This is a genomic window from Streptomyces sp. SP18CS02, assembly GCF_036322365.1.
In the GTDB taxonomy this organism is placed as follows: Bacteria; Actinomycetota; Actinomycetes; order Streptomycetales; family Streptomycetaceae; genus Streptomyces.
The window spans coordinates 36,913-61,008 of record NZ_JAQYXC010000262.1 but is presented as its reverse complement, the minus strand read 5'-3'; the positions used below and the strand labels follow the sequence as shown (position 1 = coordinate 61,008).

The window sequence follows — 24,096 nt, the reverse complement described above, 5'->3', positions numbered from 1 at the left end:
CGTTCCGCCGGCCCCGCCGCCCTCCGGCCTTGACGCTCCTCCGGAAAGGGACACCTGGAGCCATGCGCAGATTCCGAGCAGTAGCCAGTAGTGCCGTCGCCGTCTCCCTGCTCGCCACCGCGACCGCATGCGGCGGGGGATCGGCGACCGGCGGCAGCGGTTCCAACGAATCGCCGAAGACGCTCACCTACTGGGCTTCCAACCAGGGCCCGAACCTTGAGGCCGACAAGAAGATCCTTGAGCCGGAGCTCAAGAAGTTCGAGCAGCGGACCGGGATCAAGGTCAAGCTCGAAGTCGTCCCCTGGTCCGACCTGCTCACCAGGATCCTGACCGCCACCACGTCCGGACAGGGACCGGACGTCCTGAACATCGGCAACACCTGGACGGCGTCCCTGCAGTCCACGGGCGCCCTGCTGCCGTGGGACGAGAAGAACTTCTCGAAGATCGGCGGCAAGGACCGGTTCGTCGAGTCGGCGCTGGGGTCGACCGGCAAGCCCGGCTCGGACCCGGCGGCGGTGCCGCTGTACTCGATGGCGTACGCCCTCTACTACAACAAGAAGATGTTCCAGGAGGCGGGCGTCACCAAGCCGCCGGCCACCTGGGACGAACTGGTCGCCACCGGCAAGAAGCTGTCCAAGGACGGCAAGTGGGCACTGGGCGCCGAGGGTTCCAACCTGTCCAACAACATCCACCAGGTGTTCGTCCTCGGCAAGCAGCACGGCGTCGACTTCTTCGACGCCGAGGGCAAGCCCGACTTCACGTCCGACGGGGCCGTGGCCGCGGTCAAGCAGTACGTCGACCTGATGGCGCAGGAGAAGATCATCGCCCCGGGCAACGCCGAGTACGCGCAGAACCAGTCGCTGAGCGACTTCGCCAAGGACAAGACGGCGATGGTGCTCTGGCAGGCAGCCGCCTCCACCTTCAAGTCCCAGGGCATGAACGACGACGAGTGGGGCGTCGCTCCCGTTCCGGTCCGGTCCGGCGCGCCCGGGCAGGGCAAGGCGACCAACTCGATGGTCGCGGGCATCAACTTGGCGGTGTTCAAGAACACCAAGAACATCGACGGCGCGCTGGAGTTCGTGAAGTTCATGACCAGCGACGAGGAGCAGAAGCTCCTGTGCAAGACCTACGGATCGGTCCCGCCGGTCAAGGCCGCCCAGAGCGACCCCGGCTTCGACCGCCCCGAACTGAAGGTCCTGCGCGACACGCTCGCCACGAGCGCCGCCGCGCTCCCGCAGGTCCCCAACGAGTCCCAGTTCGAGACCGTCGTCGGCACCGCCGTCAAGAACCTGTTCGCGGCCGCCGCCGCGGGCCGTCCCGTGACCACCGAGTCGGTGAAGGCCGAGCTCACCAAGGCCCAGCAGCAGATGCCCCAGCAGTGAGTGACACGACCATGACCACGACCGCTGTCCAGGACGTCCGGGAGCGGGACGTGCGCAAGCGCTCCCCCGGGACGGCGCGGCCCCCGCGCCGCCCCGGGCGGATCCGCCGCATCGCGCTGCCCTACCTGCTGCTTCTGCCCGCGCTCCTCCTGGAGCTCCTCGTCCACCTGCTGCCGATCGTCTTCGGCGTCCTCATGAGCTTCAAGGAGCTCACCCAGTTCCATCTCCGTGACTGGAGCACCGCTCCCTGGCTCGGGCTGGAGAACTACCGGGTCTCGATCGACTTCGACGCGCCCATCGGCCAGGCCCTCCTGAAGTCGTTCGTGACCACGTGCCTGTTCACCTTCCTGTCCGTCGGACTGTGCTGGCTGATCGGGACGGCCGCCGCCATCTCCATGCAGGAGACGTTCAGGGGCCGCGGTGTGCTGCGGGCACTGTTCCTGGTTCCCTACGCCCTGCCGGTCTACGCCGCCGTCATCACCTGGGCCTTCATGTTCCAGCGGGACAACGGGTTGATCAATCACGTCCTGCACGACCAGCTCGGTCTCACCGACAGCCCGTCGTTCTGGCTGATCGGCGACAACAGCTTCTACGCCCTGCTCACCGTCTCGGTCTGGAAGGGCTGGCCGTTCGCCTTCCTGATCATCATGGCGGGTCTGCAGAACATCCCGAAGGAGCTCTACGAGGCCGCGGCCCTGGACGGCGCCGGCGTGTGGCAGCAGATCCGCCGGATCACCCTGCCGTCCCTGAGCTCCGTCAACCAGGTGCTGCTGCTCGTGCTGTTCCTGTGGACGTTCAACGACTTCAACACGCCGTTCGTGCTGCTCGGCAAAGCGGCACCGGAGGCGGCGAACCTCGTGTCCGTCCACATCTACCAGTCGTCGTTCGCCACCTGGAACTTCGGCACCGGATCCGCCATGTCCGTCCTGCTGCTGCTGTTCCTGCTGCTGGTGACGGCCCTCTACCTCCTGTTCACCTCCCGTGGGAGGAAGCACTCCGATGTCTAGTCCCTCTCCCGCGCCCGGCGCTCCCGTCCGCAGGTCCCCCATGGCGGCCCCCCTGTCCTTCGTGTGGTTCCGGCGGATCTTCCTGGCGCTGCTGGCGGCGTTCGTCCTGCTGCCCGTGTACGTCATGGTCTCCAGCTCGCTGAAACCGCTGGAGGACGTGTCGGGCGAGTTCAGGTGGATTCCCAGCGGACTGACCATCCGTCCCTACATCGACATCTGGGGCACGGTCCCGCTCGCGGACTACTTCGTGAACTCCCTGATCGTGGCGGGCGCCGCGACCGTCTGCTCGGTGACCATCGCGGTGTTCGCCGCGTACGCCGTCAGCCGCTACCGGTTCCGCGGCAAGCGCGTCTTCACCGTCACGGTGCTGTCCACGCAGATGTTCCCCGGCATCCTCTTCCTGCTGCCGCTCTTCCTGATGTACGTCAACATCGGCAACGCCACCGGTGTCGCCCTGTTCGGTTCGCGCGGCGGTCTGATCCTCACGTATCTGACGTTCTCGCTCCCGTTCTCCATCTGGATGCTCATCGGGTACTTCGAGTCGGTCCCCCGGGATCTCGACGAGGCCGCGATGGTCGACGGCTGCGGACCGCTCGGCGCGCTCTTCCGCGTCGTCGTCCCGGCCTCGGTGCCCGGCATCGTCGCCGTGGCCGTCTACGCCTTCATGACGGCCTGGGGCGAAGTCCTCTTCGCGTCGGTGATGACGAACGAGACGACGCGCACGCTCGCCGTCGGCCTCCAGGGCTACTCCACCCAGAACGACGTGTACTGGAACCAGGTCATGGCGGCCTCGCTCGTCGTGAGCGTGCCCGTGGTCGCCGGATTCCTGCTGCTGCAGCGCTATCTGGTCACCGGGCTCACCGCCGGCGCCGTCAAGTGACCGGTCCGCGCCCCCTTACCGCGCTCCACCTAGAAAGGACGTTCGTGACCGAGTTCATCGACCTCGCCGCCCTCCCGCGGGACTTCGCCTGGGGCACCGCCACCTCGGCGTACCAGATCGAGGGGGCCGTCGCCGAGGACGGCCGCGCCCCGTCGATCTGGGACACCTTCGCGCACACCCCCGGCCGGATCGACAACGACGACCACGGCGATGTCGCCTGCGACCACTACCACCGCTGGCGCGAGGACATCGCGCTGATGAAGCGGCTGGGCACCAACGCGTACCGGCTGTCCGTCGCCTGGCCCCGTGTCGTGCCGGGCGGCGACGGCGAGGTCAACGCCCGCGGCCTGGACTTCTACGACCAGGTGGTCGACGGCCTGCTGGAGGCGGGGATCACCCCGTCCGTGACCGTCTACCACTGGGACCTCCCGCAGGCCCTGCAGGACCGCGGCGGCTGGCCCGAGCGGGACACCGCCGAGCACCTCGCGGCCTACGCGTCGGCCGTCGCCGAACGGCTCGGTGACCGCGTCACCCACTGGGCCACCCTGAACGAGCCCCTGTGCTCGGCGTGGATCGGCCACCTCGAAGGCCGCATGGCTCCGGGCCTGACCGACCTGACCGCCGCGGTCCGGGCCTCCTACCACCTGCTGCTCGGCCACGGTCTGGCCACCCAGGCGATCCGGGCGGCGGTGCCGGACGCCCGGATCGGCATCGTCAACAACCTGTCCACCGTGGCGCCGGCCGGCGACCGTCCGGAGGACGTCGCCGCGGCGCGGCGCATGGACGGCCACACCAACCGCTGGTGGCTCGACCCGGTCCACGGCCGTGGCTTCCCGGCCGACATGCTGGAGGTCTACGGCGTCGAGCTGCCCGAGCGGCCCGGCGACCTCGACACCATCGCCGCTCCGCTGGACTGGCTCGGCCTCAACTACTACTTCCCCGCCGTGGTGGCCGACGACCCGACGGGCCCGGCGCCGTTCGCCCGCCAGGTGCCCCGCCCCGGGTTCCCGCACACCGGCATGGACTGGGAGATCGACGCGTCCGGCATCGAGACGCTCCTGCTGCGCCTCACCGAGGAGTACGGCGCCCGCAGCATCTACGTCACCGAGAACGGCTCCGCCTACCCCGACGTGGTGCTCGACGACGGCACCATCGACGACACCGAGCGCACCCGGTACCTGGAGCAGCATCTCGCGGCCTGCGCGAGCGCCACCCGCAAGGGCGCGCCGCTGGCGGGTTACTTCGCGTGGTCGCTGCTGGACAACTTCGAGTGGGCGTACGGCTACGACAAGCGGTTCGGGCTCGTCCACGTCGACTACAAGACGCAGCAGCGCACGATCAAGGGCAGTGGTCACCGTTACGCGGACATCATCCGCGCGCACGGTGGCAGCCTCGGCGGCTCGGACCGGGCGGCCTGACCCCGCACCGGCCGGGCCGGCGGGCGCGGAACACCATCGTTCCGCGCCCGCCGGCACGTCCTTCCCCGACGCCGGCGGCGCTCGTCCGTGGCCGCCCGTCCCGGTGCGGGATCCGGCTCACAGCTCCGGCGGGACGGGCGAGCGGCGGGCCGCCACCGCCCGGCGGGTCGCCTCCGCGATGAGATCGGCGTTGATCGCCACAGCGGCCCGCACACCCCCGGCGGCGGCACCGATGACCTGCTCGTTCAGGTCGGCGACGTTGCCTGCCACCCATACTCCGGCGAGCGCGGTGGCGCCCGTCGGGTCGGCCGGGACATGGTGGCCGACCACCTGTCCGCCCCGTTCCAGATCGGCGGTCTCCAGCCCCAGCGAGGTGAGGAAGCCGGCGCGGGCCGTCATGCGCGGGGCGACCACGAGCGCCTGCCGGGCGACCTCGCGGCCGTCGGCCAGCCGGATCGCGGTGAGGCGTCCGTCCGTCGTCACCAGGCCGCTCACCTCGCCCTCCACCACGGTGACGCCGAGGGCGGCGAGCTGCTCCGCCTCCTCGTGGCCGGGCCGGGCAGCGGTGTGCTGGAAGAGCGTGATGTCACCGCTCCACTGCCGCCACATCAGCGCCTGGTGAACGGCGAGAGGTCCGGTCGCCAGGATGCCGATGGCCTGGTCCCGGACCTCCCATCCGTGGCAGTACGGGCAGTGCAGCACGTCCTTGCCCCACAGCTCGCGCACGCCGTCCACCTGCGGCAGCTGGTCGATCAGGCCGGTGGTGACCAGCAGACGGTCGGCGCGTACGGCGCCGCCGCCGGCCAGCAGCACACGGAACCCGCCGTCGTCGCCGCGCTCGGCGCCGACGACGGTGCCCTCCGTGATCCGCCCGCCGTGGGCGCGCACCTCGTCGCGGCCGTCCGCGACGAGCCTGCCGGGCGGGGTGCCCTCTCGGCCGAGGTAGGCGTGGACGCCATCGGCCGGCGCGTTGCGCGGCTGTCCGGAGTCGATCACCAGGACCGATCGACGTGCCCGTGCGAGGGTGAGGGCCCCGCTGAGTCCGGCGGCACCCCCGCCCACCACCACGACCTCGAAGTGCTCTTCCGCGCTCGGGACAGCGGCCTCGGTACCGGCCGGGTTCCGCGTGGTCATCTCGTGTACCTCCGTGTGTGCGGTGAAGGTCCGTCTCTGCGCAGAGCGTCGTCCGGCCGTGCGGACTTGACAAAGATTCTTGCCGGACTGGCAAACGGCCGGACGGCTGACGACGAGGTCCCCGAGGTGCTGAGCACGGTGGGCCCACGGCTGCGGGCGCCGCGTGGACAGCGCGGCGACACCCTGGCCCAGCCGAGCGGGACCACCGGCATCTCCCTCAGCACCCTGTCACGTCCGGAGCCGGCGCGACGCCCCGGACCGCCGGCGGCCGGGGCCGGTGTTCCGGTCAGGGCGGTGAGCACGGTCCGGCCGTCGGCGCCGTCCGCTTCCGGTGATGGTCGGCAGGGGCGCGCAGAGCGCCGCGGGGGCGGCGCGTATGCTGCGCTGGGCGGGCTGGGCACTGGGGGTTCCTGCCTGATCCTCGCCCTCGGCGGAGGTCACGGCGGGCTGCTCGACGGCGCCGTCCCGCTGGGCGGCACGCTGGTTCCGTGCTCTGCGGGCCGTACCGGGCGGACGCCGGCCGGAGGCTCTCCTTCGGGCGGCCCCACCGGACCGGCAGGGGGTCCAGGCGGTCCTCTCCTCGGGCGGGGCTCCGGCGGTCCACCGGCCCGTGGCTGCTGACCTCCCCGACCGTCGGCACCGGTGTGACCGGCCGGGTCGTCCTGGCGGCGCTGTCCGTGCTGCCGGGACCGGCCGGGCCTCCGCTGGTGCGCGGTCCGGAGAAGGCCCGTGCCCGCCCGGAGCCCCTCCTGAAAACCGGGCCGCGCCCGGATCCACCGTACGACCGAAACGAGCGAGCACGATGACCGTACAGCGACGACACGACCCCGATGTGCGCGGCTTCGCCAGCGACAACTACGCGGGGGTCCACCCCGAGATCCTGGAGGCGATCGCGGTCGCCAACGGCGGCCACCAGGTCAGCTACGGCGAGGACGTCTACACCGAGCACCTGCAGGAGGTGTTCCGCGGCCACTTCGGCCCCGGCGCCCGCACCTTCCCGGTCCTCAACGGCACCGGTGCCAACGTCGTCGCCCTCCAGGCGATGCTCGACCGCTGGCAGGCGGTCGTCTGCGCCGAGTCGGCCCACATCAACGTCGACGAGTGCGGGGCGCCGGAGAAGGTGGGCGGCATCAAGCTGCTGACCGTCCCCGCCGGGGACGGCAAGCTGACCCCCGAGCTGATCGACCGTCAGGCCTGGGGCTTCGACGACCAGCACCGGGCCCAGCCCAAGGTCGTCTCGATCACCCAGTCCACCGAGTTCGGCACGTGCTACACACCGGATGAGATCCGTGCCGTCTGCGACCACGCCCACGACCTGGGCATGCTGGTCTACCTGGACGGCGCGCGGCTGGCGAACGCGGCCGCCACCCTGGGTGTGCCGCTGCGCGCGATGACCACCGACGCGGGCGTGGACGTCCTCTCGCTCGGGGGCACCAAGAACGGCCTCCTGCTCGGTGAGGCCGTGGTCGTGCTCAACGAGGACGCCGTGCGCGGCATGCACCACATACGCAAGGCCGGTATGCAGCTGGCGTCGAAGATGCGCTTCATCTCCGCCCAGTTCGAGGCCCTGCTCGGCGGCGACCTGTGGCTGCGCTCGGCCGGCCACTCGAACGCGATGACGCGGCGCCTGTACGAGGCGGTCCGCGACCTGCCGGGCCTGGAGATCCCGCGCCCGGTCCAGGCGAACCAGATCTTCGCGATCCTGCCCCGCCAGGTGACCGAGCGCCTTCAGAAGCGGTTCCGCTTCTACGTCTGGAACGAGCAGATCGGCGAGGTCCGCTGGATGACCTCCTTCGACACCACCGAGGCGGACGTGGACGCCTTCGCGGCGGCCATCGCGGAGGAGCTCGCCGCCGGCTGACCCCGGCCACCACACGGGAGGGGCAGGTACGGCGATCCGTCCGTACCTGCCCCCTCGCTGTGCAGCGGCCCCGCCGCCGGCGGTCGGCGCGGAGCCGTCCGGACCGCCGGCTCATCCGGCCCCGGTGGCGGCCTCGGCCGTCTTCTCCCCGCGCTCGGCCTCCGCCTTCTCCCCGCGCTCGATCTCCGCGCGTTCCGCCGCGCTGAGCTCGATGCAGAACTCGTTGCCCGCCGGGTCCGCGAGGACCACCCATCCCCGCCCGTCCGGCCTGCGCCGGTCGTCGACGACGGTGGCGCCGAGCGCCGAGACCCGTGCCACCTCCTCGTCGCGCGGGATGTCCGGCTGCAGGTCGAGGTGCACCCGGTTCTTCAGCGTCTTCTTCTCCCCCACCCGCACGAAGAGCAGGGTGGGACGGCCGTCGGGCACGTCCAGCGTCGCCTCCTCGTCCCCCGGTTCGTCGTCCGGTCCGAGCGGATGGCCGAGCACCCGGCTCCAGAACCGGGCCAGGTCGTAGGGCTCGTGCGGTTCGGCGCAGTCGATGGTGATATGGCGTACGACGGACGTCACTCGGTCTCCTCGCGAGTCAGGAACACGAGGACCGTTCACCGTGCACCGGCGGGTGCGGGGGTGCACGGCGGCACGGTCCTCGCGGAGGGTACCCGGAGGGGCCCGGTGACTTCACCGGGCGGAGGGTGACCGGTTCCCGCGCGCGCCGCGTCGGCCGGTTCTTGATCCCCCGCGTCGGACGGCACTTCGCCCCGCAATAGGTTGGGAGCAGCCGCCCTTCACCCGGTTCCGCCGGTGCACGGGCCCTTCACCAGGGAGAGTGGTGTATGAAGAGTCGTACCGCATTGGTCGAGGACTTGATGAGTCGCTTCCCGCACGTACCGAAGGAGGCGGTCTTCAAGGAGGACCTGCTCCGCGGGGGAATCGCCTTCGACGAGTCCGCCCTCAGCGGGAATGAGGAAGGCGACGTGAAGCCCAAGTCGTACTTCATCTTCTCGTTCGACCACCGCACCCTGCCCGAACTGGGCGCGGCCGCGTTGCGCCGGCCGCCGGAGGAGATCGTGCTCACCGGCGGGCCTTACGGACTTCGCCGTACCGTGGTCTCGGTACGCGTCAATCCCGAATCGCCTTACCGGGTCCGCCCCGGGGATTCCGGAGCGCTGGGGCTGTATCTCGACGGAACCCGGATCGCGGATGTCGGACTGCCGCCCATGCCGGATTACTACCGGCACACCCTGGCGAACGGCAAGTCCGTGATGGAGGTCGCGCCGACCATTCAGTGGGGTTACCTCATCTATCTGACGGTGTTCCGCGTCTGCCAGTACTTCGGGGCCAAGGAGGAGTGCCAGTACTGCGACATCAACCACAACTGGCGCCAGCACAAGGCGGCCGGCCGGCCCTACACCGGCGTGAAGCCGGTGGAGGAGGTGCTGGAAGCGCTGGAGATCATCGACCGGTACGACACGGCCCGCACCTCCACCGCGTACACCCTGACCGGAGGGGCGATCACCTCGAAGGTCGCCGGGCGCGACGAGGCGGACTTCTACGGGCAGTACGCCCAGGCCATCGAGGAGCGCTTCCCCGGCCGGTGGATCGGCAAGGTCGTCGCCCAGGCCCTGCCGAAGGCCGACGTACAGCGTTTCCACGACTACGGCGTCCAGATCTACCACCCCAACTTCGAGGTGTGGGACCGCCGTCTGTTCGAGCTGTACTGCCCGGGGAAGGAGCGTTACGTCGGCCGTGACGAATGGCACCGGCGCATTCTGGACTCAGCGGAGATCTTCGGTGCCCGCAATGTGATCCCGAACTTCGTGGCGGGCGTGGAAATGGCGGCGCCATTCGGCTTCGGCTCGGTCGGGGAAGCGATCGATTCCACCGCGGAGGGCCTGCGGTTCTTCATGTCCCACGGCATCACGCCCCGGTTCACCACATGGTGCCCGGAGCCGACGACACCGCTCGGCAAGGCCAATCCGCAGGGTGCCCCGCTGGAGTACCACATCAGGCTGCTGGAGGTGTACCGGGCCACTCTGGAGGAGTACGGGCTGAGCTCCCCGCCCGGCTACGGGCCGCCCGGACCGGGCAACGCGGTGTTCTCCGTGAGCTCCTTCATGGACAGCCTCCCTGCCGAGGAGGCCCAGGAAGCCGACGAGAGCGACGAGTTGGCGCCGAGCGGCGTGGACGGCTGACGCGGGGCCGGCGCGGGCCGGTCGCCCTCTGGTCCCTGCCCGGGCCCGGGCAGGGCCGCGGCAGCGGACGGCCGGCCGCGCGACGGAGCGGATCATGCCCGTCCGCCGGCTCGTCGTCATACCGGCACCCTGCCCGCCGGTGTGTCCGAATGAGTCCGGCCCGGCTTCGCCGCCCGAGCCGGGTGTCCTCCGGTCCCCGCGACGCGGCAATCGCCGGGACAACCCCCGTTCACCTCGCTTAATTGCCGCGTAACAAAAAGCGATCAGGCATGAACAGGGATCGGCCGTTCACCGTGGACGGACGCTCCTCGGCGGCCGAATAGCAGCCGCCAGGAATGCGCCAGTCCTGTATACGAAAGAAGCGGAAGATCGCGACCCGCGCCGCGTCGCCGCCTCTGCTTATGGTCACCCAGCGGCATGTGCGAGTGCCTGCCCCTCGCGGTGCGGCATGGCGTGTTTCATCATCTGGACCGCTCACCCCGGCCGTGGTAAGGCAGGACGAGCTTTCGGTCATTGCGCCTGACTGCCGTTGACCTTGGCGCATTAGAGAACGTAGTTTTCTGATCGTTGCCTTGCCGGAGTCATAGTCGGAAAAATCCGGGCGAGCAATCCTTTTTCCATGCTGACCGCATTATCGGGGGGAAGCGATGACTGTGGGTCTATGCGCGTTGCGCGGTGGGGCTCCCAGTGGGGAGCCGTTCCCCCGGGCTCGCCTGCAGCCGCTTCCCCGCACCCTCGCCCTCGGCCCTCGTGCCGGTACGGCGGACACGTTCGACTGTTCCTCCTGTACAGAGCGTCCCCTCGCATGATCTGACTCCTCCGGCGCGGACCACTGTCGGTGCGTCCGCCCGGGGGATGTGCGCTGCCCGTACGACCACGGTGCTCGACCACGCCCGGGGGCGTCCCCCCATGTCCAGGTGACGCGACGTCACCAGGTGGTCGCGGCATGTTCTGTTCGTCCGCACACTGCACCACTCCGCGCAGCCGTCCGCGCTGCCCGGAATCACGGTCAAGACCTTGAGAGGAGCGGTATGCCCACGCCTGGATTCAGCCAGGATCTCGCCGACGTCGTACGGACCTCCCCGCAGGCGACGGCGCTCCGGTTCAACGGCGAGAGCACGTCCTACGGGCAGCTGCACGCCCTGGCGACGGATCTGGCCCGGGAGCTGGACCGGCTGCTGCCCGACCGGGAGCGACCCGTCTGCCTGAGCGTCGGCAAGTCGCCGGAGGCCATCGCCCTCGTACTGGCGACCTTCCTGACGGAGCGTCGGGTGCTGTTGCCCTCCGCCGGCCTGGGCGAGGACGTCCTCCAGGAACTGGCCAGGCGGGCAGGCTGCTCGCACATCGTGGCCCTCCGGTCCGGCGGAGGCGATGAAGGAACGTCACTGCTGTGGACGCGCGCCACGGACACGTCCACGGAGGCGAGTGCCGACGCCGCGATCCCCGAGGACTCGCGGCTCTGCCTGACGACCTCCGGCTCCACGGGGACACCGAAGGTCGTCCCGCTGCCCGGTGCCGGAGTGGACAGGTTCATGGCATGGGCGACGGAGCGGTTCGGGATCGGCCCGGGGAGCGGCGTCCTGTCGTACGCCCCGCTCAACTTCGACCTCTCCCTTCTCGACGTGTGGACCACACTGCGGGCCGGCGGAACCGTCACACTGGTGCCGGCGGACCGGGCGACGGACGCCGCGTACCTGCTGGACGTGCTCAGCGGCGACGAGGTGCACCTGGTCCAGTCGGTGCCCATGCTGTTCAAGCTGCTGACGGAGGCGGCCCGGAGCCTGGGCCGGACACTGCCCACCGTGCGCCGGGTGGTGCTCACCGGTGACAGCACCCCGCCCGACCTGCTGAGGAGCACCGGTCTGCTGTGCCCCAACGCCGCACTGCACAACCTGTACGGCTGCACCGAGACCAACGACAGCTTCCTGTACGACATCACCGGTGAGGACCTCCTCGCCGCCGCCGCGGGCGAGAGCTGGCGCGGGCTCCCCCTGGGTGTCCCGCTGCCCGGGGTGCGGGCCGTGCTCGTCGACGACGACGGCAACGACATCGAGGGGGCGGGCACCGGAGAACTGCTGGTGTGCACCCCGTACCAGACGGCGGGCTATCTCGATCCCGCGCTCAACCCGGCGCGCTTCGTCCGCCGCCCGGGCGCGCCCGGCCGGACCTTCTACCGGACGGGCGACCTGGTCACCCGCTCCGAGGACGGAACCCTGTTCCTCCAGGGCCGTAACGACTTCCAGGTGAAGGTGCGCGGAGTCCGCACCAACATCCAGGAGGTCGAGAGCGTGCTGGCCCGTCACCCCGAGGTGCGGGAGGCCGTGGTGGTCCCCGTTCCCGACCCGGAGGCGGGTTCACGTCTGCACGCCCTCGTGCAGCGCGCACCCGGCAGCCGGCTCAACAGCCTCACACTGCTCAGGCACTGCTCCTCCCGGCTTCCGCGCACGGCGATCCCCAGTTCGTTCGTCATCGGCGACGAGGCGGTGCCCCGCACCTCCACCGGGAAGCCCGACCGCCAGCTCATCAGGAACCGCCAGCTCGTGAAGGGATGAACCGATGACCACGACCTCTGCCACGGCCATCAAGACCTGGCTGATCGCGAACTTCATACCGGACGTCACCCCCGATCAGATCGACGACGACCTGGACCTCATCGAGAGCGGAGTGGTCGACAGTCTCCGGTTGCTCCGGCTCATCTCCTGGGTGAGCGAGCACTACGGGATCCCCCTGGACGACGTGCCCATCGCCCCCGAGAACTTCCGCACCGTCGCGGCGATCCGCGCCTTTGTGGAAAGCGCGAAGAACCCGGCCACCACCTGACTTCGCGTGCATGCCCGCGCAACGCCCACAACACCCGAAGTGGAGAAAGAGATGATCATCCGCAGTCTGGACGACGTGAAGACCGTCGAGTGGGGCAACGGCCTGAGCCGTCGCTTCCTCACCGCATCGGACGGTATGGGGTACAGCCTCACCGACACCATCGTGCGGGCGGGGACTTCGTCCAATCTGCAGTACGAGCGGCACCTGGAGGCCTGCTACTGCATCTCGGGCAGCGGCTACGTGGTCTCCACGGACGGCACGAAGTACGAGATCACTCCGGGCACGATGTACGCCCTGGACAAGCACGACGCCCACGAACTGGCGGCCACCGACGAGGACATGCGTCTGATATGCGTCTTCACGCCCGCCCTGAGCGGTGACGAGAGGCACAAGCTCGACAGCGACGGCTTCTCCCGTTACTGATCCCCGCCCGTACCGGTTCCGGGTGCGGGCCGCGACCACCCGCACCCGGTGGCTCTTCGACGACGACAGATGGCGAGGCCGTGCCGTGATTGCCTGGACCGACGAGCAACAGCAGCTCCGCAAGGGGCTGAGTGCCTGGTACGACGTCCTGAGCGACGATCACATCGCATGGGACAAGAAGGCGGAGTTCCCCCGGGAGAAGTGGGATGCCGTCCGGCGGACGGACCTGCTCAGAGTGCCCTTCGCGGAGGAGTGGGGCGGGCTGGGCCAGTCGCTGCCCACCACCATGTACCTGCTGGAAGGGCTCGGCGAGGGCTGCCGCGACGCGGGGCTGAACTTCTCCGTGTCCACCCACATGGTGAGCGCGGGCGTGCCGTTGCAGCGCTTCGGCAACAAGGACCTGAAGGCCCGGTACCTCCCCGGCATCTGTGACGGGACGACCATCGGAGCCCATGCGATCACCGAGCCGGACCACGGCTCCGACGCGATGAACATGCGGACCTCGGCGGTGCGGGAGGGCGACGAGTACGTCCTCGACGGGAGCAAGATCTTCATCAGCAACGCTCCGGTCGCCGACCTGTTCGTCATCTACGCCAGGACCGGGACGGCCGGCAGTCCGTTCGGGCTGAGCACCTTCCTGGTCGAGCGCGGCACACCCGGCCTCACCGTGGGCGAGCCCATCGACAAGATGGGGCTGAAGAGCTCTCCGCTGAGCGAGGTGTTCCTCGACGACTGCCGGGTGCCGGCCGACCACATGATCGGCTCGCCCGGAGCGGGATTCCTCATCCTGGACCACGTCATGAAGTGGGAGATCCTCTGCTCCTTCGCCATCAACCTCGGGGAGATGCGCCACCGTCTGGCCCGCTGCGTCCAGTACGCCAACGAGCGCACGCAGTTCGGCCGGAGCATCGGCAAGAACCAGTCCGTGGCGAACCGGATCGTCGAGATGAAGATCACGGTGGAGAGCTCGGCCAAATGGCTCTACGACACCGCCGAGAAGATGGCCGCGAACGAGGACGTGACCACCGACATCGCGATCGCGAAAATCGTCACCAGTGAAGGCAACGTCGCCAGCGCACTGGCCGCCCTCCAGATCTTCGGCGGCTACGGCTACATGACCGAATACGGGCTGGAGAAGGAGGTCCGCAACGCGCTGGCGGGGACCATCTACTCCGGTACCTCCGAGATTCAGCGCACTCGTATCGCCGCCATGCTCGGTCTCTGACAGCCGCGAAACACGATACGCACGAAGGACATCCATGAGTGCTGATACAGCCACCACACTCCGGCCCACCGAGTTCTTCGACCACGAGTCCCCGACGATCCGGGCGTTCGTCGAGAAGTCCGTCAAGGACCCGTCGGCCGACCCGGTCGGCCAGGTCGTCGACCTGTACTACGCGGTGCGCGACGGACTGTTCTACGAGGTCTACGGAGCCGACCTGTCCCGTCAGGGGCTGCGTGCCAGCTCCATCGCCGTCGCGGGTCAGGGCTTCTGCATCCACAAGTCCATCCTGTTCGCCACGGCGGTCCGCGCGGTGGGCGTGCCCAGCCGCATCGTCTTCGCCGATGTGCGCAACCACCTGGCGTCCGACCGGCTCAAGCAGTTGATCGGTGGCGACGTCTTCTTCCACGCCCTGACCTCCGTACAGCTCGACGGCCGCTGGACGAGGGCGACCCCGGTGTTCAACAAGCTGCTCTGCAGGCTGTACGGGATGAAGCCGCTGGAGTTCGACGGAACGGCCGACAGCATGCATCACCCGTATCAGGACGATGCGAACGGCGGCGGTGTGCAGATGGAGTTCCTCAAGGAGCACGGCGAGTTCGACGACCTTCCGTACGACTTCGTCATGGAGAGCATCCGGCGGGCCCACCCGAACTTCCTGGCCGGGTCCGGTTCCGGGACCGTGGCCGGCGGATCCCTCGCGCTGGAAGCCGGCACGCCCGCCACGACCACCGTCCAGAAGTAGGGAGTACTCACATGTCAGCTGCGAGCCGCACCGAGAACGACCTGCTGGACATCGACGAGGAGGTCGCCGACGCGCTGAACGAGGGCCGCCCCGTCGTCGCCCTGGAATCGTCCGTCCTCGCGCACGGGCCCAAGTACCCCGCGAACATCGAGATCGCCCAGGAGATGGACAAGGCCATCCGCGAGTCCGGGTCGGTCCCCGCCCGCGTGGGCGTCCTGGACGGCCGGCTGCTGGTCGGCATGGGCCAGGAGCACCTGGAGCGGTTCGCCACCGCCTCGGACATCCCCAAGGTCAGCACCCGGGACCTGGGGGTCGTCCTGGGCCTCGGCGGGGCCGGCGCGACCACGGTCTCCTCGTCGCTCGTGGCCGCGGAACGCGCCGGGATCCGGGTGTTCGCCGTGGCCGGCATCGGGGGTGTGCACCGGGACGCGCCGCAGAGCTTCGACATCTCGGCGGACCTGGTGCAGTTCACCCGTGCCCGTACGGCCGTCGTGTGCGCGGGCGCCAAGTCGATGTTGCACCCCGCACTGACGCTGGAGTGGCTGGAGACCGCGGGCGTCCCCGTGATCGGATACCGCTGCGACGACTTCCCCGCCTACTTCAGTGTGTCCAGTGGTGTGCGCAACCCGCACCGGCTCGACGACCTCGGACAGATCGCCACCGTGGCCGCCGCCCACTGGCGCACCGGCAGCCCCACCTCCGTCCTGGTCACGCACCCGATCGCCGAGTCCGACGGCATTCCGTCGGCGGAGATCGAGGAGGCCCTCGCCTCGGCCACGCGGCTCGCGGAGCGTGACGGCGTCACGGGCCCCGCCGTCACCCCGTACCTGCTGAAGGCGATCGCCGAGACGACCGAGGGGCGCACCTCCGCCGCGAACCGTGCCGTCCTCCTCTCCACCACACGACTGGCCGGCCGGTTCGCCGCAGAACTGGCGCGGACGTTGCGCCGGGAAGGGGAGGCGCGATGAGCACCGCGGTCCTGTTCGACCTGGACGGCACGCTCCTCGACACGCCCAACGCGATCGTCAGGGTGCTGGCCGAGGTCGTCACCGGGTCCGGCCGGCCGCTGCCGCCCGAGGCGGAGCTGCGGGCCACCGTGGGCCGGCCGCTGGCCGCCTGCTTCTCCGCGCTGCTGCGGCTGCCCGAGGACCATCCGGAGGTGGGTCAGGCCACCGAGCGCTTCCGGGAGGTGTTCCGGACGAGCGTGGTGCCCGGCGCCCGGTCGATGATCTTCCCCGGGGTGCCCGCCCTGCTGGAGCTGCTGCGCGAGCGGGGCCACCGGATCGCGATCGTCACCAGCAAGATCCGGCCCAGTGCCGAGGAACTCCTCCTCCACGCGGGCCTGCTGGACCGCTTCGACGCGGTGGTCTGCCACGGCATGGCGCCGCGTGGCAAGCCGCACCCCGACCTGGCGCTCCTCGCCGCCGGCCACCTCGGCACCGAACCGGCGTCCTGCGTCGTGGTGGGAGACGCCGTCGACGACATGCGCATGGCCCGCGCGGCGGGTATGGCCGCGCTCGGTGTGACCTACGGGGTGGCGACCGAGGAGCAGCTCACGGCCGACGGGGCGCACCGGGTGACGGGGTCCGTCGACGGGCTGTCCCGCATCCTGTCCGGCCTGGCCGGGCCGGAAGAACTGTCCGTCCTGCGCGCCACCCCGGTCCCGCGCGACCGCCGCCCCGGAGAGCGGCTCCACGTCCCCTGATCGCACCCTGCGACAGGCCGAACGCCCCACGAACAGAAAACGCGACAAAGGCGGTTCCCCCGACATGGCGACACCAACCACCGACGACACCGCGCGCAGCGGCAAGGCCATGGGTGGCCTGGCCACGCTGTCCGCAGCACAGTTCCTCATCGCATTGGACTTCTCGGTCATCTTCGTGGCCCTCCCGAGCATGGGGGCCGACCTGGCGCTCTCGGACAGCGCCGTGCAGTGGGTGGTCAGCGCCTACTCGGTGTTCTTCGCGGGCTTCCTGGTCCTCGGCGGGCGCGCGGCCGACCGGCTGGGCCCGCGCAACCTGTTCATCGCCGCGCTCCTCGTCTTCGGCGTGGCCTCGCTGATCGGCGGCTTCGCCGGCCAGGCGTCGATGCTGCTGGTGGCGCGAGCCGCCCAGGGCGTGGCGGCGGCGACCCTGCAGCCCTCGATCCTCTCCCTGGTCAACACCACGTTCGAGGCGGGCCGGGCACGCACCCGGGCGCTGGCGGTGTGGGGCACGGTGGGTGCCAGTGGACTCGCGGCCGGCGTCGTCATCGGCGGTTCGCTGACCGCGCTGTCCTGGCGCTGGACGTTCTTCGTCAACCTGCCGCTGGTGCTGATCTGCGCCCTCGCGGCGCCGCGTCTGCTGCCGGGCCGGACCAAGGACGCGCGGACCGGCGTGCCGCTCAACATCCTCAGCGCGGTGCTGTGCACGGCGACCGTGCTGGTCACCGTGCTCGGTCTCACCCTGGCCGCGGACAAGGGCTGGACGGACCCCGTCTCGCTGATCTCCTTCGCCGCCGCCGTGGTGCTGCTGGTCCTCTTCCTGACGCGTGAGCGCAGCAGTGCCCAGCCGCTGGTCGAACCCGCGTTGCGCAGGACCCGGACGCTCCTGGCGGGCTGCGGCTCGTCGGCGCTCTACATGGCGAGCGTCGCCGGTTCGGAGTTCTACCTGGTGACGCTCCTCCTCCAGGAGGGGCGTGGCTACGAGCCGCTGGAGGCGGGCATCGCCTTCCTCCCGCTGGCGGTCTGCATCACGCTGGGCAACATGATCGCCGGGCGGCTGGTCAACTCGATCGGCGTGCGCCGCTCCCTGACCCTGGCCTTCCTGATCGGCGCGGCCGGTCTGGCCATGCTGGGCCTGCAGATCCACGGCGACGGATACCTCACCAGCATCCTGCCCGGGCTGGTGGTCAGTGGCATCGGCCACGGCATGATCTACACCAGCATGTTCGTCGGCGGCACCCGGGACGTCGCCGACCACAACCAGGGGGTGGCGGGCGCGCTGATGACCACGACCCAGTACGCCGGAGGCGCGCTGGGCGTGGCGTTCCTGGTACTGGTGCTCGGCACCAACCCCGACGACGGCCGTTTCCTGGTGGCCTTCCTGATCGCCGGCGCGGTGGCGTTCGGCGGCGCCCTGCTGGCCTGGACGGGTTTCGCGTCCACCGGCTCGCGGGAGGCCGCCCAGGACTCCGCGGCGGTGGCCGACCCGGCGGCGCCGCACAGCGGTTCCCGTACCACCGACGTTCCCAGGGAGGCGTGATGGGAGAGCGACCCGCCCGGCTCGGCATTCTGGTCGTGCACAACGACCCCGTACCGGAGACCGAGATCCGGGACATGGCGGTGCGGGGGGCGCCGGAGGCGGAGCGGGCGTCCGTCCACGCGGCGCGCTTCGAGTGCCCGCGTCCCCAGGACGGGGAGTACGTCGGCAGCGCCGCCCGGGCGCTGGCGGACTCGCCCGATGTCCGCCGGGGGCTGGACCACCTCGGGCAGCTCGGCGCGGACAACATCTGTCTGTGCTTCGGGTCGAGCAGTTTCTTCGGCGGGACGGCGTTCGACGCCGAGTTCGTCGCCCGGGCGCGGGAGCACTCCGGCGGTGTGCCGGTCTTCACCGCGGCCGTGGCCATCGCGGAAGCGCTGCGGGCGACCGGTGTGCGCCGTCCGCTCGTGGTGATGCCGCCCTGGTTCACGCCGCCCACCTTCGCCGCCACCGAGAAGTACCTGGCCGAGGGAGGTGTCGAGGGCGTCCGGATCGTGCAGTTCGAGCTCGGCCCCGAGTGGAGCGGTGTGGAGCGGTACAACGCCTTCGACGAGGGCGCGCGCTGGGTGGTGCGGCCGGACGACGTACGGACCCAGGTACTGGCCGCGTTCGGCGGGGACGTCGACGGGGTGCTGATCCCGGGCAGCGGTATGCGGGCGCAGGGAGCGGTCGCGGCGCTGGAGCGCGAGCTCGACGTGCCGGTGATCACCGCCAACCAGGCGGCCCTGTGGTTCGGGCTGCGCACGTCACCGGTGGGCCAGGGGATGCCGACGGGCTCCGGCCGGCTCTTCGAGCTGCTGCCGGCACCGCGCGACACCGCCGGGGACGGCTCCGGCCGGCCCTGACCGGCAACCGGACCGTACGGCCCGTACCGGCCTGTCGGGCCTGTTGCACCTGTTGGGCCTGTTCGGGGCCGGCCTGTTCCGGCGGCCGGTGACCGGCACCGGCCTGCCCCGACGCCGTGCACCGGCCCTCGACCGGGCCGGTGCACGGCGTCCGCGGGGTGTACCGGGGCATGTCCCCCGCCCCGGCCCGGAAGGCCGCTCGCACCAGGGCGGCGGGCGACCCGGGCTCGGAGACGGCACGTCACAAGCACGGCCCAAGGACCGTACGTGAGCGGTGAGTTCACCCCCGTAGACTCACCGCGTGCCCAAGGTGACGCGTGACGATGTAGCCAGGATGGCGGGGACCTCCACGGCGGTGGTCTCCTACGTCATCAACAACGGCCCCCGGCCCGTCTCCCGGGCCACCCGCGAACGCGTCGTGAAGGTGATCGAACAACTCGGCTACCGGCCCAACCGTGTCGCCCAGGCGATGGCCAGTCGCCGCACCGATCTTCTGGGCCTCATCGTCCCGGACGCCCGCCAGCCGTTCTTCGGCGAGATGACCCACGCCCTCGAACAGGCGGCGGCCGAGCGCGGAAAGATGGTCCTGGTCGGGAATTCCGACTACCGGAGCGACCGCGAGGCCTACTACATCGACGCCTTCCTCGGCATGCGGGTGTCGGGACTGATCCTGGTCAGCATCGGGCTGGGCGAACGAGCCGCCGCCGAGATCGAGAACCGGGACACGAGAGTCGTGCTGATGCACGAGCGCCCCGCGGCGATCGACGAACGCGCTGTGGTGATCGATGACATCGGCGGAGCGCGACTCGCCACACAGCACCTGCTGGACCACGGACACGCCTCCGTCTGCTGCCTCGGGGGCACCGAGTCCACTCCGGTGGTCGGCGATCCCGTCACGGACCACGTGGAAGGCTGGCGCCGCGCCATGCGCGCGGCCGGACGGTCCACCGATGGCCGGCTCGTCGCGGCTCCGTTCGACCGCTACGGCGCCTACCAGCTGGGGCTGTCCCTGCTCTCCGGTCCGGACCGGCCGACCGCCGTGTTCTGCTCGACCGACGACCAGGCGATCGGTCTGCTGCGGGCGGCGCGCGAGCTGCGCATCGAGGTGCCGGACCGACTGGCGGTCGTCGGCTTCGACGACGTCAGGGAAGCCGCCTTCACCGACCCCCCGCTGACCACGGTCGCGTCCGACCGCCGGACGATGGCCCGGGCAGCCGTCGACCTGGCCCTCGAAGAGTCTCCGCGCGCCGCCGGGCGCCCCGGCGAGCACGTGCGGGTGTTCCCCTCACGCCTGGTGGTCCGCGCCTCCTGCGGCTGCCGCTGAGCCCCGGGCACCGGCCCCTTCTCCGTACGCCGACCCCGCACGGGAGGCCGCGCTCCCGCCCTGGTCGGGCACTCCGTTCGCCCGGAACATCTCCACCAGGGCTGCGGGGGCCTTCTCCGGCGAACCGGCGTCGTACGGCGGCCGGGGGTCGTACTCGATCATCAGCTGTACGGCCTGGGCGTGTTCGTCACCCGCGATCCGGCCGGCGAGGGTGAGCCCCATGTCGATGCCGGACGACACCCCGGCGGCGGTGACGTACTTCCCGTCGAAGACGACCCGCTGCCCTGTCGGGTCGACGCCGAACTCCTTGAGATGGTCGAGGAACAGCCAATGGGAGGTCGCCCGGCGGCCGTTGAGCAGACCCGCCGCCGCCAGCAGCAGGGAGCCGGTGCACACCGAGGTCGTCCAGGTCGTGGTGGCGTCGACGGTGCGCAGCCAGTCGAGCACCGCCTCGTTCTCCACGTCGGGGGCCGGGCCTCCGGGGACGACCACGATGTCCGGCCGGGTCACCTCGGCGAGGGACTTCTGGGCCACGACGGTGAGGCTTCCGGTGTCGTCCAGAACGGGCCCCGCCTTCTCGGCGACGAACACCACCTCGGCACCGGGCAGGGGGTTCAGCGTCTGGAAGGGGCCCACCGCGTCGAGGGCGGTGAAACGGTCGTAGAGGAGTATCGCGATCTGCATGGTGTCGATTCTTCGCCCGTCCCTCCGGGTCCGCAATGTCGAAGAACCCACCTTTCCTGCCATGTACCGTCGTTGCCCGTCCTCCCCTTGAGCGGAACCGGGGAATCGGAGAAACAGGGCTCGGCGTAACCGGAAACGGCCCCTTGACGGCCCTCGTCGAAGGCTTCGCGGGCTCCGCGGCCCGGCGGCGAGGAAGGAGCCCGCCCGTGCCCGCCGCAGCCGCGCACACCGGCGTCGACGGCCTCCGTGAAACCCCTTTGATCTGGGCTTTCACGCCTTCCCTGCCTACGATCACGGGACGAGGAAGGGGGATCCGGATGGACCGGAACATCCGCACCGTCGACGATGTACTCAAACTCCTGGACGGCCTGTTCGCGCCCGAGGCCGACCGCTGGACGGCCGATGCCGGCTCGTGGTGGGACGGTTTCTACGCGGACCGGTCCAGGCCGGTGCCGTTCTTCGTGGACAAGCCGGACGAGAACCTGGTCTCGTACCTCGATCGCGGTCTGCTGGGTCCGGGACGACGCGTCCTCGACCTGGGCTGCGGGCCCGGCCGCAACGCGCTGCATCTCGCCTCGATGGGTTTCGACGTGGACGGTGTGGACCTCTCCCCCGCCGCGATCGCCTGGGCCGAGGAGCGGGCCGGGGAGCGCGCCCGGGAGCGGGCCGGGGAGTCCGCGCCGGAAGTCCGCTTCCACCGCGGTGACGCCTTCGCCCTCGTCGAGGCCGGGCTCACGGGCCCGTACGACCTGATCTACGACTCCGGTTGCTTCCACCATCTGCCGCCGCACCGCCGCGTCAGTTACCTCGGCCTCCTCGACCGGTGCCTCGCTCCCGGCGGCCATCTGGCCCTCACCTGCTTCGCGGCCGGCGCGATGGGGTCGGAACTCGGCGACGAGGACTTCTACCACCAGTCCCGCCTCCACGGGGGCCTCGCCTACACGCCCGAGTCCCTGCGCTGGATCTTCTCCGACCTGACGGAGGTGGAACTGCGCCGCATGCGCGACGAACCGGCGGCCTCACCGCACTTCGGCGAGGCCTTCCTCTGGACGGCCCTGTTCCGTCGTGACGCCCGGCCGTAGCCGATCGCCCGACGCCGCCGGTGCGCCCGTGAAAGGATCCCGCCGACCGGGTGGCCGGGTCACGAGCGTGGAGGGTGACGTTGTACGCGATATCGCTGGGTGAGGACGGTGCGGAGACGAGTCCGCTCGAACCGTGGCAGGCCGAGGAGTTCCTGGCCCACATCGACCGGGGGCGGGAGTTCATCGGGCAGCACAACGGGCTGCCCGACGTCGTCAAGGACCTGGAGTCGAGCCGGGCGTTCCTGCGGACGTACGCGGAGAGGGCCGCGGCCGACACCGGGCGGATCCAGGGCATCAGGAGGGACGGCACACTCGTCGGTGCCGTCGTCCTGCGCCGGTTCGACGTCGGACAGGGCGTGGCCGAGGTGGGCTGCTGGCTGGAGCCCGCGGCCGTGGGAAAGGGCCTGGTGACCCGGGCCGCGCGCGCCCTCATCGACTGGGCCGTGGAGGAGCGGGGCATCCATCGCGTGGAGTGGTGGGTGTCACCGGAGAACGGCCCCAGCATCGCCGTGGCCCGGCGGCTCGGGATGTCGAAGGACGGTGTGCTGCGGGAGAGCCACCTGTACCGGGGCGAGCGGCACGACGAGGAGATCTGGTCCGTGCTCGCCCCTCGGTGGCGGGCGGACAAGCGGCCGGGGTGAGCCCCTGGCGCGGTCCGGCGCCGGGGGTGCGGCGCCGGACCGCGCCTGGCATGGGCACCGGGCGCGGGTCACTCCGGGGTGGCGGCGGGCGTACCGGGCACGAGCCGCGGTACGAGACGGACGAGGGCGACCATCCCGGCGACCTCGACCAGGGTCTGTGTGACCACGACGACGGCCGCGACAGCCAGGCCGCCGGGGAGCGCGAGGGCCAGCGGCAGGACGACGAGGGAGTTGCGGGTCGCGCCGGTGAACACGATCGCGCGGCTCGCCGCGGTGTCCAGGCGGAAGAGCCGGGCCACGGCCCGCCCGGCGAACGCCATGACGACCAGGAAGACGACATAGAAGGGGATGACCGCACCGACGTCGGAGAGACTGTCGCCGAGTTGCGGGAGCTGCGAGGCGACGACGACCAGCAGTGTGGCGGCCATCAGCGGCACCATCGTGGCGGTCGCCCCGTCGGCGGCCCGCTGTCCCGCCGGGCGGCGGGCCGCCCACGCCTGGACGGCCCAGGCGAGCGCGAGGGGGACGACGATCAGGAACAGGAACGCCCGCACGAACGGGCCGGTCGCCACGGTGCCGGCCAGCTGCGGACCCATGAACAGAGGGAGGAGCAACGGCAGCAGAAGCATCTGGGCGAACAGCAGCACCGGCGTGGCCGCGAGCAGCCGCCGGCTGCTGCCTCCCGCCAGGCCGCTGAAGACGATGACGTAGTCCACGCACGGGCAGAGCAGCACCAGCAGGACACCCAGGCGCACCGCCCGGTCCTCGGGGAGGAACACGAACAGGGCCGCGACCACCAGCGGCACGACGGCGAAGTTCACCACGAGGGCCGCCGTCAGGAAGCGGCCGTCGCGCGACGAGCGCACCAGCTCGGCGGCCGGCACCTGGAGGAAGGTGACGAAGAGCAACGCGCCCAGCACCGGACTGACGGCGTGCTCCAGCACCGGCCCCGCGGCCGGGGCGAGCAGACCGGCCAGTGCCCCCGCGGCCATCGCGGCCAGGTAGACCGTGACCTGATGCCGCTCCAACAGCGCCAGGGGGCCGTGGGGTTCCTGCGGCACTGCGGCTGCTCCTTCACCCTGCCGGGCCCGCCGGGAGCGGGCCTTCCGCCGCCCATCCTCACAGCCTCCTCGGCACGGGGCCGCACCGGCCCGGCGGCCGGACGCGGCCCGGCGGGGGCGCCGCGCCTCACGGCCG

Annotated in this window: 22 protein-coding genes; 18 read left to right on the top strand and 4 right to left on the bottom strand. The window is 70.7% G+C overall.

Going from position 1 to position 24,096, the window contains the following annotated elements; genetic code table 11:
- Window positions 1-62 precede the first annotated feature (62 nt).
- Genes PUR26_RS06100 through PUR26_RS06085 form a run of 4 tightly spaced genes read left to right on the top strand, consistent with a single transcriptional unit; the run spans window position 63 to window position 4,687 of the window.
- Entirely contained in the window at window positions 63-1,382 is a 1,320-nt protein-coding gene (locus tag PUR26_RS06100) for an ABC transporter substrate-binding protein (protein WP_329869939.1), read from the top strand.
- A gap of 11 nt (window positions 1,383-1,393) precedes the next feature.
- A complete protein-coding gene (locus PUR26_RS06095; RefSeq protein ID WP_329869936.1) occupies window positions 1,394-2,389 on the top strand; it encodes a carbohydrate ABC transporter permease in 996 nt (331 codons plus the stop codon).
- A gap of 40 nt (window positions 2,390-2,429) precedes the next feature.
- On the top strand, window positions 2,430-3,269 hold the full coding sequence (locus PUR26_RS06090) for a carbohydrate ABC transporter permease (RefSeq protein WP_329870155.1): 840 nt from the start codon (window positions 2,430-2,432) through the stop codon (window positions 3,267-3,269).
- 44 nt (window positions 3,270-3,313) lie between these two features.
- Window positions 3,314-4,687 (top strand): GH1 family beta-glucosidase, encoded by a 1,374-nt coding sequence (locus tag PUR26_RS06085; RefSeq protein WP_329869934.1) that lies wholly within the window; start codon window positions 3,314-3,316, stop codon window positions 4,685-4,687.
- A 117-nt stretch (window positions 4,688-4,804) separates the two neighbouring features.
- Here PUR26_RS06085 and PUR26_RS06080 read toward each other — a convergent pair whose 3' ends face one another.
- On the bottom strand, window positions 4,805-5,821 hold the full coding sequence (locus tag PUR26_RS06080; RefSeq protein WP_329869932.1) for an NAD(P)/FAD-dependent oxidoreductase: 1,017 nt from the start codon (window positions 5,819-5,821) through the stop codon (window positions 4,805-4,807).
- Between the two features lie 802 nt (window positions 5,822-6,623).
- On the opposite strand from PUR26_RS06080, the gene PUR26_RS06075 reads away from it, so the two are divergent.
- A complete protein-coding gene (locus PUR26_RS06075) occupies window positions 6,624-7,682 on the top strand; it encodes a threonine aldolase family protein (protein WP_329869930.1) in 1,059 nt (352 codons plus the stop codon).
- Window positions 7,683-7,793: 111 nt separating this feature from the next.
- On the opposite strand, the gene PUR26_RS06070 is transcribed toward PUR26_RS06075, so the two are convergent.
- Window positions 7,794-8,249 carry a VOC family protein gene (locus tag PUR26_RS06070; protein ID WP_329869929.1) on the bottom strand — a complete coding sequence of 152 codons (456 nt, stop codon included), beginning with the start codon at window positions 8,247-8,249 and terminating at the stop codon, window positions 7,794-7,796.
- Between the two features lie 266 nt (window positions 8,250-8,515).
- On the opposite strand from PUR26_RS06070, the gene PUR26_RS06065 reads away from it, so the two are divergent.
- The 11 genes from PUR26_RS06065 to PUR26_RS06015 all read left to right on the top strand — a co-directional run bounded on the left by PUR26_RS06065 (window position 8,516) and on the right by PUR26_RS06015 (window position 20,492).
- Window positions 8,516-9,874, top strand: a complete 1,359-nt coding sequence (locus PUR26_RS06065; protein ID WP_329869927.1) for a radical SAM protein — start codon at window positions 8,516-8,518, stop codon at window positions 9,872-9,874.
- Between the two features lie 1,031 nt (window positions 9,875-10,905).
- Complete coding sequence (locus tag PUR26_RS06060; RefSeq protein WP_329869925.1) at window positions 10,906-12,426, top strand: AMP-binding protein; 1,521 nt, start codon at window positions 10,906-10,908, stop codon at window positions 12,424-12,426.
- Window positions 12,427-12,430: 4 nt separating this feature from the next.
- Entirely contained in the window at window positions 12,431-12,694 is a 264-nt protein-coding gene (locus PUR26_RS06055; RefSeq protein ID WP_329869923.1) for a phosphopantetheine-binding protein, read from the top strand.
- Between the two features lie 51 nt (window positions 12,695-12,745).
- Window positions 12,746-13,117, top strand: a complete 372-nt coding sequence (locus PUR26_RS06050; protein WP_329869921.1) for an ectoine synthase — start codon at window positions 12,746-12,748, stop codon at window positions 13,115-13,117.
- An 85-nt stretch (window positions 13,118-13,202) separates the two neighbouring features.
- Complete coding sequence (locus tag PUR26_RS06045; protein ID WP_329869920.1) at window positions 13,203-14,342, top strand: acyl-CoA dehydrogenase family protein; 1,140 nt, start codon at window positions 13,203-13,205, stop codon at window positions 14,340-14,342.
- A 34-nt stretch (window positions 14,343-14,376) separates the two neighbouring features.
- The gene (locus tag PUR26_RS06040) at window positions 14,377-15,084 is read left to right on the top strand and encodes a transglutaminase-like domain-containing protein (RefSeq protein WP_329869918.1); all 708 of its coding nucleotides are present in this window, start codon (window positions 14,377-14,379) and stop codon (window positions 15,082-15,084) included.
- 11 nt (window positions 15,085-15,095) lie between these two features.
- On the top strand, window positions 15,096-16,052 hold the full coding sequence (locus tag PUR26_RS06035; protein WP_329869916.1) for a pseudouridine-5'-phosphate glycosidase: 957 nt from the start codon (window positions 15,096-15,098) through the stop codon (window positions 16,050-16,052).
- A complete protein-coding gene (locus PUR26_RS06030; RefSeq protein WP_329869914.1) occupies window positions 16,049-16,789 on the top strand; it encodes an HAD family hydrolase in 741 nt (246 codons plus the stop codon). The genes PUR26_RS06035 and PUR26_RS06030 overlap by 4 nt, the downstream gene beginning before the upstream one ends.
- 64 nt (window positions 16,790-16,853) lie before the next feature.
- Entirely contained in the window at window positions 16,854-18,326 is a 1,473-nt protein-coding gene (locus PUR26_RS06025) for an MFS transporter (protein ID WP_329869912.1), read from the top strand.
- Complete coding sequence (locus PUR26_RS06020; RefSeq protein ID WP_329869910.1) at window positions 18,326-19,168, top strand: maleate cis-trans isomerase family protein; 843 nt, start codon at window positions 18,326-18,328, stop codon at window positions 19,166-19,168. The genes PUR26_RS06025 and PUR26_RS06020 overlap by 1 nt, the downstream gene beginning before the upstream one ends.
- 301 nt (window positions 19,169-19,469) lie before the next feature.
- On the top strand, window positions 19,470-20,492 hold the full coding sequence (locus PUR26_RS06015) for a LacI family DNA-binding transcriptional regulator (RefSeq protein ID WP_329869908.1): 1,023 nt from the start codon (window positions 19,470-19,472) through the stop codon (window positions 20,490-20,492).
- On the opposite strand, the gene PUR26_RS06010 is transcribed toward PUR26_RS06015, so the two are convergent.
- Entirely contained in the window at window positions 20,454-21,176 is a 723-nt protein-coding gene (locus PUR26_RS06010) for a DJ-1/PfpI family protein (protein ID WP_329869906.1), read from the bottom strand. The two genes, PUR26_RS06015 and PUR26_RS06010, sit on opposite strands and share 39 nt — an antisense overlap.
- Window positions 21,177-21,493: 317 nt before the next feature.
- On the opposite strand from PUR26_RS06010, the gene PUR26_RS06005 reads away from it, so the two are divergent.
- Both PUR26_RS06005 and PUR26_RS06000 read left to right on the top strand, forming a co-directional pair.
- A complete protein-coding gene (locus tag PUR26_RS06005) occupies window positions 21,494-22,258 on the top strand; it encodes a class I SAM-dependent methyltransferase (RefSeq protein WP_329869904.1) in 765 nt (254 codons plus the stop codon).
- Window positions 22,259-22,338: 80 nt separating this feature from the next.
- Window positions 22,339-22,899 (top strand): GNAT family N-acetyltransferase, encoded by a 561-nt coding sequence (locus PUR26_RS06000; protein ID WP_329869902.1) that lies wholly within the window; start codon window positions 22,339-22,341, stop codon window positions 22,897-22,899.
- Window positions 22,900-22,967: 68 nt separating this feature from the next.
- Here the strand turns inward: PUR26_RS06000 and PUR26_RS05995 are convergent, their stop codons facing one another.
- On the bottom strand, window positions 22,968-23,960 hold the full coding sequence (locus PUR26_RS05995; protein WP_443076983.1) for an arsenic resistance protein: 993 nt from the start codon (window positions 23,958-23,960) through the stop codon (window positions 22,968-22,970).
- Between the last annotated feature and the right edge of the window lie 136 nt (window positions 23,961-24,096).